General features: G+C 41.8%; 13 protein-coding genes. 3 read left to right on the forward strand and 10 right to left on the reverse strand.

Features of this window, described 5'->3' with window-relative positions:
• Positions 1 to 33 precede the first annotated feature (33 nt).
• Entirely contained in the window at positions 34 to 726 is a 693-nt protein-coding gene (gene aqpZ, locus MS_RS08975) for an aquaporin Z (RefSeq protein ID WP_011201123.1), read from the reverse strand.
• 228 nt (positions 727 to 954) lie between these two features.
• Between aqpZ and metJ the strand changes: the two genes are divergently transcribed.
• Positions 955 to 1,272, forward strand: coding sequence for a met regulon transcriptional regulator MetJ (gene metJ / locus MS_RS08980; protein WP_041640032.1), 318 nt, complete (start codon positions 955 to 957; stop codon positions 1,270 to 1,272).
• Positions 1,273 to 1,342: 70 nt separating this feature from the next.
• Here metJ and MS_RS08985 read toward each other — a convergent pair whose 3' ends face one another.
• The 8 genes from MS_RS08985 to MS_RS09020 form a co-directional block, all read right to left on the reverse strand.
• Positions 1,343 to 2,188: a Dam family site-specific DNA-(adenine-N6)-methyltransferase gene (locus tag MS_RS08985; RefSeq protein ID WP_011201125.1), complete on the reverse strand. Its 846-nt coding sequence runs from the start codon at positions 2,186 to 2,188 to the stop codon at positions 1,343 to 1,345.
• Positions 2,189 to 2,200: 12 nt separating this feature from the next.
• Positions 2,201 to 3,289, reverse strand: a complete 1,089-nt coding sequence (gene aroB / locus MS_RS08990; protein WP_011201126.1) for a 3-dehydroquinate synthase — start codon at positions 3,287 to 3,289, stop codon at positions 2,201 to 2,203.
• Positions 3,290 to 3,318: 29 nt separating this feature from the next.
• Positions 3,319 to 3,846 (reverse strand): shikimate kinase AroK, encoded by a 528-nt coding sequence (gene aroK / locus MS_RS08995; RefSeq protein WP_011201127.1) that lies wholly within the window; start codon positions 3,844 to 3,846, stop codon positions 3,319 to 3,321.
• Positions 3,847 to 4,039: 193 nt separating this feature from the next.
• Positions 4,040 to 5,425: a type IV pilus secretin PilQ gene (locus tag MS_RS09000; RefSeq protein ID WP_041640034.1), complete on the reverse strand. Its 1,386-nt coding sequence runs from the start codon at positions 5,423 to 5,425 to the stop codon at positions 4,040 to 4,042.
• A gap of 14 nt (positions 5,426 to 5,439) precedes the next feature.
• Positions 5,440 to 5,850, reverse strand: a complete 411-nt coding sequence (locus MS_RS09005; protein ID WP_011201129.1) for a pilus assembly protein PilP — start codon at positions 5,848 to 5,850, stop codon at positions 5,440 to 5,442.
• A gap of 2 nt (positions 5,851 to 5,852) precedes the next feature.
• A complete protein-coding gene (locus MS_RS09010) occupies positions 5,853 to 6,365 on the reverse strand; it encodes a hypothetical protein (RefSeq protein ID WP_041640036.1) in 513 nt (170 codons plus the stop codon).
• Positions 6,343 to 6,879 (reverse strand): hypothetical protein, encoded by a 537-nt coding sequence (locus MS_RS10900; RefSeq protein WP_011201131.1) that lies wholly within the window; start codon positions 6,877 to 6,879, stop codon positions 6,343 to 6,345. Before MS_RS10900 ends, MS_RS09010 begins: the two co-directional genes overlap by 23 nt.
• A 1-nt stretch (position 6,880) precedes the next feature.
• Positions 6,881 to 7,708, reverse strand: a complete 828-nt coding sequence (locus MS_RS09020; protein WP_011201132.1) for a hypothetical protein — start codon at positions 7,706 to 7,708, stop codon at positions 6,881 to 6,883.
• A 153-nt stretch (positions 7,709 to 7,861) separates the two neighbouring features.
• On the opposite strand from MS_RS09020, the gene MS_RS09025 reads away from it, so the two are divergent.
• Both MS_RS09025 and MS_RS09030 read left to right on the forward strand, forming a co-directional pair.
• On the forward strand, positions 7,862 to 10,483 hold the full coding sequence (locus MS_RS09025; RefSeq protein WP_011201133.1) for a penicillin-binding protein 1A: 2,622 nt from the start codon (positions 7,862 to 7,864) through the stop codon (positions 10,481 to 10,483).
• Positions 10,484 to 10,624: 141 nt separating this feature from the next.
• Positions 10,625 to 11,470 carry a 23S rRNA (adenine(2030)-N(6))-methyltransferase RlmJ gene (locus MS_RS09030; protein WP_011201134.1) on the forward strand — a complete coding sequence of 282 codons (846 nt, stop codon included), beginning with the start codon at positions 10,625 to 10,627 and terminating at the stop codon, positions 11,468 to 11,470.
• A 131-nt stretch (positions 11,471 to 11,601) separates the two neighbouring features.
• Here the strand turns inward: MS_RS09030 and MS_RS09035 are convergent, their stop codons facing one another.
• On the reverse strand, positions 11,602 to 12,954 hold the full coding sequence (locus MS_RS09035) for a gluconate:H+ symporter (protein ID WP_041640038.1): 1,353 nt from the start codon (positions 12,952 to 12,954) through the stop codon (positions 11,602 to 11,604).
• Positions 12,955 to 12,996: the final 42 nt, after the last annotated feature.

A 12,996-nucleotide genomic window follows, 5' to 3' on the forward strand; every position in this document is an offset into this window, starting at 1 on the left:
GATAAAAAACGGGGCTTACCGCCCCGTTATCAATTAATCTTTTGATTCTAATAAAACCCGATAAATTATCCCGCCGATAATACCGCCGATGATTGGCGCAACCCAGAACACCCATAACTGCTCAAGTGCCCAACCGCCTTGGAAAACGGCTACCGCCGTACTACGTGCCGGGTTAACCGAAGTATTGGATACCGGAATACTGATTAAATGTATCAGGGTTAATGCCAAACCAATTGCAATTGGCGCAAAGCCCGCGGGTGCTCTTTTATCCGTCGCACCATGGATAATAATCAGGAAAAACGCCGTTAATACGACTTCGGCAATGAAAACCGCCGCTAACGAATAACCGTTTGGCGAATGCTCGCCGAAACCGTTTGAAGCAAAACCGCCGTTTACCGCATCAAAACCGACTTTACCCGAAGCGATAGCATAAAGAACTGTCGCCCCCATAACACCACCGACAACTTGCGCAAGAATATAGCTGAAAGCCTCTTTTGCCTGAAAGCGCCCGCCGGCAACTAAACCTAAAGTCACCGCTGGGTTAAAATGCCCGCCTGAAATATGTCCGACCGCATAAGCCATAGTTAATACGGTCAAACCGAAAGCCAGCGCCACACCGGCGAAACCGATTCCCAATTCAGGATAAGCAGCCGCAAGTACCGCACTGCCGCAACCGCCAAACACTAACCAAAATGTTCCGAAAAATTCAGCAAAAAGTTTTTTCATTATATAACCTCTATATTAGTAAAATTCGCTAAAATTTGTTCTAGGCTCGTCAATCACGCAATACCTAGCTTCCGGTTAGTCACTTTAAGCGGCGGAAAGTTGTGTAAAACATTGTAAATATAGGCTTTAATTTGCAAACCTGTTTAGCAGTCTTCACGTCTAGATTGTTATTTGGGCTTTTTTTCATTAAAATACAGACAAATTTTAAGGTTATTGATAGGAAATTTTATGGCAGATTGGGATGGCAAATACATTAGCCCTTATGCAGAACATGGGAAAAAAAGCGAACAGGTAAAAAAAATCACCGTTTCAATTCCGATTAAAGTATTAGAAATTTTGACTAATGAGCGCACTCGCCGTCAGCTTAAAAATTTACGCCATGCAACAAACAGCGAATTGCTTTGCGAAGCTTTTCTTCATGCTTTCACCGGGCAGCCGCTGCCGACTGACGAAGATCTGTTAAAAGAACGGCATGATGAAATCCCGGAACAGGCAAAACTGATCATGCGAGAATTGGGAATTAATCCTGATGAATGGGAATATTAATTAACGCTTATTGAAATGAAAGGTACGGAAATTCCGTACCTTTCATTTTTATAATTTATCGCAATACCGACTATTTAAAAACGGCAATCAACTCGTTGACTTTAACCCGACGCTCCGCCGCCTGACTGATAGTTCGTTGAACCTTGATCCGTTTAAACTTGGCTCCGTGATAAATTTCACGGGTAAACGCCGTATCGTGATTGGAAATCAACACCGGGATATTACGCTCATTAACCGTTTGTTTTGCCAATTCGGCAAGAGCTTGCTGGTGAGTAACGGAAAAATCATTACCCGCATATTTAGTAAAATTACTATCCTGTAATAAAGGTGCGTAAGGCGGGTCACAATAAATAACGGACTCATCATCCGCCAGCTTAAAGGTTTCATTAAAATCTGCGCAAATAAACACCGCACTTTTTGCTTTTTCGGCAAAATAACGCAATTCTTTTTCAGGAAAATAATGGGATTTATAGGCGCCGAAAGGCACGTTAAACTCATTTAACGAATTGTAGCGACATAATCCGTTAAAACCGAAACGGTTTAAATATAAAAACAAAACCGAGCGAAAAAACGGATCCGTTGAATTATTAAAATCATCACGACGGGCATAATAATAACCGGCGCTGTTTGCCTCCGCATGAAAAAACACAGGTTTTAGTGCTTCAATGTAAGCGTCCACATCCGTTTTTACGGTATTAAATAAGTTAATTAAATCCGCATTAATGTCCGCCAAAATATAACGTTCAAACTGACTGTTTAAAAAAACCGAACCCGCCCCGACAAAAGGTTCGACCAAACATTTTCTCCGTTTGGGAAACAGGTTGTTAATATTATCCGTCAGGCGATATTTACCACCCGCCCATTTTAAAAATGAGCGGTGTTTTAAGCCATGTTTAGTTTTGCCAGAATGCGACATTAATATGTGAGATTAGTTATTTTGTGAACAAACGCGAATCGCATCAAGAACAAGCGATTTATCGGTGTCTGATGCCACATAAGCTTGCCCCAACGTTTTAAGTAAGACTAGACGTAGTTTACCCGCCAGCACTTTTTTATCACGCATCATGTGCGGCAGATAATCTTCCGCCTGCATTGTATCCGGTGAAACTGTCGGTAAATTTGCACGAGCCAATAATTTTTCTAAGCGGGCGACTTCCGAATAACTTAAATCGCCTAATTTTTCGGATAATACGGCAGCCATCATACTGCCCGCCGCAACGGCTTCGCCGTGCAGCCAGTTACCGTATCCGAGATGGGTTTCGATCGCATGACCAAAAGTATGACCTAGATTTAATAAGGCGCGATCGCCTTTTTCCGTTTCATCGCGGGCAACAACATCCGCTTTAATTTGGCAACAACGGGCGATACAATATTGTAAATCCTGTTGATTCAAAGCGACCAAATTATCAATATGCGCCTCTAACCATTCGAAAAACGGCAAGTCGAGAATCGCACCGTATTTGATCACTTCGGCAAGACCCGCATTAACTTCCCGTTTAGGCAGCGTAACTAAAGTGCGGGTATCAATAATCACAGTACAAGGCTGATAAAAGGCACCAATCATATTTTTACCTAATTCGTGATTTACCGCAGTTTTGCCGCCAACGGAAGAATCCACTTGTGCAAGCAAAGTGGTCGGAATTTGAATAAAACGGATACCGCGCTGATAACTGGCCGCCGCATAACCCGTTACATCGCCGATCACCCCGCCGCCTAATGCGATAAGCGTGGTATCACGCCCATGATTTTCTTTCAATAATGCGGTAAAAATCATGTTTAAAGAATCTAAGGTTTTATACTTTTCGCCGTCAGGTAATAAAACATGGCTGACCTGGCAACCCAGTTTTTCTAAGGTTTCGGTAACCGGTGTTAAATAATATTGCGCCACTGTAGGATTGCTGACAATCATGACTTTATCACCCATTTTTACAGGGTAAACGCCCGTATCCGTTAACAAATTTTCACCGATATAAATAGGATAACGACGTTCTTTCAATTCGACATTAACACACACCATAAGAGTTACGACCTTATTTAACTATTTGATTAACTGTTGAAATTATCAATTAATTCAACAATATGACTAGCCATCAGTTTTGCGCTTTGCTCGTCTGTAGGCAGAGTAATATCCGCTACTTCTTCGTATAATGGATTACGCACCTGAGCTAAATCTTCCAACACTTTGCGGACATCTTCAACGCCTTGTAATAACGGGCGTTTTTTATCCCGCTGAGTACGCTCGAATTGCTTATCCACCGTAGTTTGCAAATAAATAACAATGCCTCTTGCAGACAAATGATTACGAGTTTCTTTGGATAAAATCGCGCCGCCGCCGGTAGAAAGCACAATACCCTGTTTTTGGGTCAACTCATTAATTATGCGCTCTTCGCGTTTACGGAATCCGTCCTCACCCTCAATATCAAAAATCCAACTGATATCGGCACCCGCGCGTTGTTCAATTTCATTATCGGAATCAATAAATTCCATATTCAGAAGTTGAGCCAATTGGCGACCAATGGTACTTTTACCCGCCCCCATAGGACCTACTAAAAAAATATTACGTTTTTCCGCCATTGTGTTATTCTTCTTAAAATTTTCTATAAACAGTAACAAGATCCTTAATCGCACAAATCAACAGCGATAAATAAAGGGATCACCAGAACTGACAGATTATCGCAATAAATCCCCCTTGTTTTCAACCTTAGGAAAGGATTTATTCCAATTATTTAACAAAAAGTCGTAATGAAAGGGAGATTTCCCGAAAAATCTATTTTTCAGGAGATTTTGGCGCATATTTAAAACGTTTTTGTATTTGCTCCAAGCTTTCGCCTTGTTTTAATATATGAGGCGTAACAAAAATAACCAATTCCCGTTTTTGGTGTTTTTCGCTTTCTTTGCTGAATAAATGTTTTATCAGCGGAATATCGCCCAAAATCGGCACTTTATCTTCGCTTTTCGTTATAGTATCGTTAAATACGCCGCCTAATACGATGGTTTCGCCGTCTTTTGCAAAAACCTGCGTATTAATTTCCTGTTTATCAATGGAAATTAAATTGCCATTCCCATAAACAATATTTGCGCCCGGAGAATTCTGGCTTACGATAAGGTCAAGTAAAATAGAATTATCTTTTGAAATATGCGGTGTAACTTCCAACCCTAGCACCGCCTCTCGAAACTCCACGTGTTCCGTATCATTTTTACGATTCACCGCCACATAAGGAATTTCCGTTCCTTGTTTAATACTCGCACTTTTCTTATTGGTAGTCAGCAGCCGCGGGCTGGCAATGATTTTGACATTGTTCTCCTGTTCTAAAGCGGTTAATTCCAAATCCAGCAAACGCCCGTGAATTTTTGCCACCTGCAACGCTACGGAACCTGCCGGTGTCGCACTGGTCGGGAAATTAACATTAAGGTTTTGCCCTATATCGGCGAATCCGTTAGCTTCCAGGCTGCCGGCAATACGATGTGCGCTATTTACCCCCTCCAACAGCCCCCAACGCACACCGAGTTCTTTTAAACTTTCGTCGTTCATCGTCACGATACGGGCTTCAATTGCGATTTGTTCGATAGGTTTATCTAATTGAGCGATTATATTTTTGATATTTTGCAACGATCTGCGTTCATCTTGAATAAGCAGCTGGTTACTGCGTTCATCAAAGCTGACGGAACCAACGGGCGAAAGCAATGAACCCGTTCCCGATGTTAATGATTTCATCACCTCCGAGGCTTTGGCAAAATGCAGTTTGACGGTAGTACTAACCAGATTAGGTTCCGAAAGTGCGGTAAAATTTTCCGTATTTTTTAGCTCACCGGCGATGGAAGACGGTTCAATCAGGTTATTTTTCGTAAAATAATAAATATCCTTGTCTTTATGTAAGCTAAGATTTTTCAGCTTTGCCACCGAATGAAAAAGACGCTCCAGATTCACCTTTTCAAGCTTTAACGACAATGTACCTTCCAGTTCGTCATCAATCACCAGATTAGCATTTTGTTCTAAAGCAAGCTGTTGTAAGGTCGCCACCAACGGCGCCTTTTTCAAGTGAATGGAAAATTGCCGTTCCGCAAACGTACCGGATTCCCCGGCAAATGCGGAAGAAATAAAAATTCCAAAAAACAGACCGCACTTTTTACCAAAACTTATTATGCTTTCCATAGGTAAATATTCCTTTAAAATTTTATTTTCATCAACTCGCCCTGCCCGCAATCCTGAGGATTATTCCATACCATAAAATCAACTTCGCGGGTATTAATCGCTTGTAACTGCATGCGTTCTTTTGCCAAAAAATCACCTTGTCCGGCGGTGAAAATATGCCGTTCGGCATCCATTAAAAAGACCTTCCGTTCTTGTTCATATTGCAAAACACCCACAATTTTCAATTGTTTAAATTCCGTATTCTCGGCCCAAACCGCCGCCGACTGATGACATTGATTCGTTTTTTCCACCAACATATCCGTATTTTGAGAAAAATTGCGTTTTGTTTTATCAAAAGGATCACTTTCCGCCCAACTTTGGAAAGTTAGCAATCGGATAACCGACACGATAATAAAAAAGAGCTTGAATAAAATTTTTATCCGCATATTTATTCCTTAGTTAGCTGCAATCGAAGAGTTAAATAAGCCGCCAGATTTTCATCGGGTTTAAATAGCTTTAAAGATGAGAGGCGTAATGTTTCAAATTTCTGTAAAATGTCGGTAATAAATTGATTTAGCGAAAGAAAATCCCCTTCCATCCGCAACTGCAAAACCGCTGATGAAGAAAAATGCCATTGGGCATTTTGTATCTTCACATTTACAGACGAAGACTGAACATATTGATTAATCTGTGATAACAATGCGGCCGATTGCGGTGTCAGCAAATCATTTTTTGCCTTTTTCTCTAAACTTTGCAGTAATCTCTGTTGGTATATCGTTTGCCGTTGTTGCTCATTAATATTATTTTCCAACCGTATTAATTGTTCCCAAGAAGAATAGAGCCGATTAAGCGGTAAAAACAAGCCGAATAATGCCAAAATGAGTAATCCCGTATTTTGCTTCAATACTGAAGCTTGAATACATCTATGCCATAATTGTTTAATCCATACTTGCTTTACCATTGCGCCCCCATTCAATAGCAAATGAAAATGCTAATAATCCGTTTGCCGAAGTTGAAAAATGCGTTAATTTGCTCTCATAAATCCACTCGGTTTGCACAATATATTGATGAATCGAATCAAATTCCTGTTGATTTTCCGCATATCCATGCAAATGAATGCTGTTTTGCTGTAATAAGAACTCCGTTAGCTCGCCTTCATTCAAAGGAAGGCGGGCTAACCAACTTAAAAACAGCGAAACAGAATCGGAAGAAATCAAATTCTGTTCTTCCGTTTGCTCGTAAGACCGCCTTAATTGGGAAACTTGTCGGGTTAATTTAGCGAACTCATCTTGTTGTCGGTAAAACTGTTGTTGCTTTTCGCTCAGTTGCCGGGTTAAATTGCCATGAAAAAGAGAAATTCCCATTTCTAAAATTAAAAGTGCGGTAAAAAATAACGAAATTTTATAAATAAACTTTCTGTTTTTTTGCGCAATTAATTGTTGCCGCCAAGGCAGCAGATTGATCCAGTTTTTCATTTCAATGAAGAGACTCCGCCGTTTTTTCGCTTTCCTCTTTTTTTCTTTCCTCCGCCGACCATAAAGCGGCACCTAACGCCATAAAAGGATAAGGCGTCTCAACCAACCGCCAATGTGGCGAATCCCGCCGTTCAATATTGCTATAAGCATAACAATGGGCGGGCTGTTCGTTATAACGCCGACAAAATACTGTGTATAAATCAGATAAACCGGTTTGATTAAGTTGCAAAATACGCTGTTCAATTTCCGTTTTGGTTTGAATTGCCAGCGAAATGCTTTCATCCCGGTACAAAAACAGGGTATCTTCGGGAAAATCTTCAGGCATAACAAAATTAAATGCCCGTTTTACTGCAAACGCTGCATTATCAAGAATATTAATGTGATAAGGCGCACAACCCGCCACTTGTTCTTGAGCTACTTTTTGCATAACGGCGTAAATCTTCAAATATGTTCCCTCCGCAACTTCAGTCGCACTGTAATCGTAAAATACGCTATCTAAAGGAACCGGCAATTCATTTTGCAAAGTATAGGCGCATTGCTGATCACATTCCTGATGCGTCAGAATAGTCGGTAGAAACAAGGAACGGGACCAAATATGATGCGGAGGAATAACGCTGATAAATTTTGCATTCAACCTTTCGTAACCAAGCGATTTGTGAATGAGATTAATCATTTCATATTGAGAATAAGCCGCCGGCAACAGTTGTTTTTCCTGATAAACCTTATCCCGCTCATCAAGCCAAACCACATCAAGCTGTTGTTTTCCGTCTCGCACGATTCCATATATTCCCACATTAACTTCTTTAGCCCTGTTTTTTACGAATTTCACTCAATTTTCCCCGCTTTTTGTACACTAATTTATCTTTTAGCTTTCGATTTGCTCAACTAATCTTTATACTTAACGCATTTAAAGTTAGTTATTTATCACTGATAGTGTTTATCACTTTTAGCTAAAACACATTAAACAAGAGTAAGTTTTGGAATGAAGATCGTAAAATTAATATTTAGCACCTTGCTAACCATCGTTATTTTAGGCTGTGTAGCCGGGGGATTATTATATTTCCATATAAAATCTCAATTACCGGACGTTCAGAGTTTAAAAACCGTCGAATTACAGCAACCGATGCAAATTTATACCGCAGATGAAAAACTGATTGGCGAAGTCGGCGAGCAACGTCGCATTCCGGTTAAACTTGAAAATGTACCGAAAATGCTGATTAACGCCATTTTAGCCACCGAAGACAGCCGCTTTTATGAGCACCACGGTTTAGACCCGGTAGGCATTGCCCGTGCGGTCTCCGTCGCTATCGCAAACAAAGGTGCATCTCAAGGCGCGAGCACAATTACTCAACAGCTTGCCAGAAACTTCTTTTTAACGCCGGAAAAAACGATTATCCGTAAAACAAAGGAAGCCATTCTTGCTATTGAAATTGAAAATACTTTAACTAAAAACGAAATTCTGGAACTTTACCTGAATAAAATTTATTTAGGCTATCGTTCTTATGGTGTCGCTGCTGCGGCAAAAACCTATTTCGGTAAAAACCTAGCGGATTTGACTTTATCGGAAATGGCGATCATTGCCGGTTTGCCTAAAGCGCCTTCAACAATGAATCCGTTGTATTCCTTAAAACGCTCGGAAGAACGTCGCAATGTGGTTTTAGGGCGTATGCTGGAAATGCAATTTATTAATAAAGAACAATATGACGAAGCCGTTCAGGAACCGATCAAAGCTTCTTATCATGGCGCACAAATTGAGTTCCGCGCAGATTATGTTACCGAAATGGTGCGTCAGGAAATGGTAAAACGTTACGGCGAAGAAAGCGCCTATAACAGTGGTTTTAAGGTTTATACCACAATTCTTTCTCAGGATCAGGCGCAAGCACAAAAAGCGGTGCGTAACAACCTAATTGATTATGATATGCGCCATAGCCGTTATCGCGGCGCAACGCCTTTATGGCAATCATCCGAAACACCGTGGGAAAACAACAAGATTATTGATACTTTGCGTAAGTTACCGAATTCAGAACCGTTTTTGCCGGCGGTGATTTTATCCGTCGCTAAAGAGGGCACCGAGTTATTATTGGCTTCCGGTGAAAAAATGACCTTAAATGCCGCCGCAATGCGTTGGGGCGGAAGAAACGTATCACTCAAAACCGGTGAGCAAATTTGGATCCGACAACGGGATAATAACGAATGGGTTTTAGGCCAAATTCCCGAAGCTAATTCCGCACTGGTTTCCTTAAACAGTGATAACGGCGCCATTGAAGCTATTGTAGGCGGTTTTAGTTTTGAACAAAGTAAATTCAACCGCGCCACCCAATCCATGGTACAGGTGGGTTCCTCTATCAAGCCGTTTATTTATGCGGCCGCCTTGGAAAAAGGCTTAACTTTATCAAGCGTATTACAGGATACGCCGATTAGTATTCGCAAACCGGGACAAGCGGAATGGCGCCCGAAAAACTCACCGGATCGCTATGACGGTCCGATGCGTTTACGCGTAGGTTTGGGACAATCTAAAAATATGATTGCAATCAGAGCAATGCAAACGGCAGGTATTCCTTATGTTGCCGAATTTTTACAACGCTTCGGTTTCAAACGCGAACAATATTTCGCCAGTGAAGCGCTCGCTTTAGGTGCCGCTTCTTTCACGCCGTTAGAAATGGCGCGAGGTTATGCGGTGTTCGATAACGGCGGTTTCTTAGTCGACCCCTTTATCATCAACCGTATTGTTGATAATTCGGGCAAAGACATTTTCATAGCGAATCCGAAAATTGCCTGCACTACTTGTGATGAAATGCCGACGATTTACGGGCAAACTACAGACAAAGTAGATGGTTTCAAAGAGAATGATTCCGTCAATGCCGACGGCAATTTAGCCCAAACCGACGAAAACACAAACGGTGAAGAAACCGATCAAAACGGCGAAAACAATGATGTACCGGAGTTGCAAAATCAAGGCGGAACAATCAATGAAGATGCCTTAAATTTAATGGTCGAAGGCAAAACCGACAGTTCTCAGGTACAGTATGCGCCTCGGGTAATTACCGGCGAATTGGCATTTTTAATCCGCAGTGCGTTAAACACCGCCATTTACGGCGAACAGGGACTGGGCTGGAAAGGTACCAGCTGGCGCATGGCAAATGAAATTAAACGTAAAGATATCGGCGGTAAAACGGGGACAACCAACAACGCTAAAGTGGCTTGGTACGCCGGCTTCGGCGCCAATCTCACTACAGCCGTTTATGTAGGTTTTGATGACAATAAACGTAACTTAGGTAAAGGCGAAGCCGGTGCAAAAACCGCGATGCCCGCATGGATTAACTATATGAAATTTGTGCTGGAAGATGTTCCTGAACGCGTTTTACCGACACCTGCCAATATCATTGAAAAATCCATTGATTTAGGCTCGGGCTTGCTCTCAAAAGGCGGCGGTCGTACTGAATACTTCATAAAAGGTACGGAACCGAAACGCGCCTTTGTACAGGAACGCGGTTATTATGTACCGGAAGGGCTTCCGTTCCAAACGCCTTCCGCCAGCGAATATGTACCTATTGGTCAACCGGCACCGGCTGCACCCGCACCTTCTCGCAAAGAATTATTCTAAATAACTTTAGAGTCTGTTTATCTTTTATAAACAGACTCTAATAAAACAGACCGCACTTTAGCAATTAAAAGTGCGGTCAAAATTTACAAATTTTTAATTATTTACTTAGGCTTTGCCTATTCAACTACCTAAGGCTAATTTATGTTGAGTTATCGTCATAGTTTTCATGCCGGCAATCATGCGGATGTGGTTAAACATATCGTAGAAATGCTGATTATTGAAAATTTAACCCAAAAAGAAAAAGGATTTTATTATTTAGACACCCATTCCGGTGTAGGTCGTTATCGCTTATTCAGCCAAGAGTCGGAAAAAACCGCTGAATTTGAGGAAGGTATCGCACGTTTATGGCAACGGGACGACTTACCGGAAGAAGTACAACGTTATGTAGATCTGATAAAAAAACTCAACTACGGCGGCAAAGAACTGCGTTATTATGCGGGCTCTCCGTTAATCGCCGCACAAATGCTGCGCCCGCAAGACCGTGGATTATTAGTGGAGCTGCACCCGACGGACTTCCCTTTATTGCGTAATAATTTTAAAGAATTCAAAAACATCAGTGTAAAACGGGATGACGGTTTCCAACAGGTAAAAGCCACCTTGCCGCCCAAAGAACGACGCGGCTTAGTCTTAATGGATCCGCCTTATGAAATGAAAGAAGATTACGACTTAGTGGTCAACACGATTGTTGAAGGATATAAACGCTTCGCCACCGGTGTTTATGCCGTTTGGTATCCGGTAGTACTGCGGCAACAAAGCAAACGCATTGTTAAAGGATTAGAAGCCAGCGGAATCCGTAAAATCCTGCAAATCGAACTGGCGGTTCGCCCGGATTCGGATCAACGGGGAATGACCGCAAGCGGCATGATTGTAATTAACCCGCCATGGCAATTGGAAGCGCAAATGAAGAAAATTCTGCCATATCTAACCAATGTATTAGTACCCGAAGGCACCGGCAGCTGGAGCGTTAACTGGATCGCACCCGAATAAAAATCCTAAAAAAATGACCGCAGTTTTAAAACTGCGGTCATTTTTCAATGAAATTTAAATCAACTTATAGCAACACATCTCAATTAAATAGAGCGAATTGTTCGTTAAATTTGCTCTATTTCCCTTTGAGACTAGGCAAACATCCACATTAAAGTAACAATAAGAAATGCTAGTGAGCCATAAATAGTTGAAAGAATTGACCAGGTTCGTAACCCTTGGGTGATGGTTATACCAAAGAATTTAGTCCATACCCAGAACAAGCTGTCATTAACATGAGACAAAGTCATTGAGCCGGCGCCAATTGCCGCTGTTACCAATGCGGTTTGTATATCCGAATAGCCTGCGGATGTAACGGCCGGTGCCAGAATGGTCGCCGTTGTAATAACAGCGACAGTCGCGGAACCTTGTGCCGCCCGCAGCATTGCAGCAAGAATAAAGGATAAGGCCAGGATTGGCAGACCTGTGCTTGATAATACATCGGCAAGAGCGTTGCCTACACCGCTTTCATTCAAGACTTTACCAAACATACCGCCGGCACCGGTAATTAAGATAATTCCCGCAATCGGCGCTAATGCCGAGTTAAGAATTTCTTCAAGCTGTTCTTTTCTCCAACCGCGACGGATACCTAAAATATATGAAGATACGCATACGGCAAGCAATAATGCAAACGGAGATGCGCCCACCATACTGAAGAATTCGCGAACAATGCTTTCTTTAGGTAAGACTGTTGCGCTAACAGTGCCGGACATAATTAATAGAAGCGGAAAAACAATCATCGCTAATACGGTTGCAAATTTTGGTAAACCGTCAACATTTTTGGATACCTGTTTTTGATATTCAAGTAAATCGCTTGAAGCGGGAATGGCGACAAAATTATTTTTTGTGAATAACGGAATAAAAGTCTGACCGATTAATACGGCAGGAAGTGCGGCAATAAAACCTAATCCCAGTACTAAACCTATATCCGCATTTAAAACTTGTGCCCCCGCAACCACGCCAGGATGAGGCGGCATTAATACGTGAACGGTTAACATAGATAAACCGATTGGTAACGCATAAACCAACATATTACCGCCGATGCGACGGGCTACACTGAAAATAATTGGAATTAAAACGATAAAGCCCACGTCGACGAATACCGGAATACCGAAGATAAATCCGGTCATAGCTAAGGCAAAGGGCGCACGTTTCTCACCGAACTTATCCAATAACCAACTGGCTAAAACATCCGCACCGTTGGATTTTTCAATAATCTTACCCAACATCGCACCAAGACCGACGATTAAAGCCACGCTACCAAGCGTTCCGCCCATACCGCTAATTAACGTAGGTACAACCTTCCCCATAGGGATCCCTGAAGAAAGTGCAACCGCAATACTTACTAAACTTAAAGCTACAAAGGGATGAACTTTGCCTTTAATCATAATTAAAAGCAAAGCAATAACACTGACTATGCCAATTAAAATAAGCATTTCATTAGACATACAATACTCCTGGTATAAAAGAGCCAATAAAATAGCGGCTAT

The organism is [Mannheimia] succiniciproducens MBEL55E (assembly GCF_000007745.1).
Taxonomy (GTDB): domain Bacteria; phylum Pseudomonadota; class Gammaproteobacteria; order Enterobacterales; family Pasteurellaceae; genus Basfia; species Basfia succiniciproducens.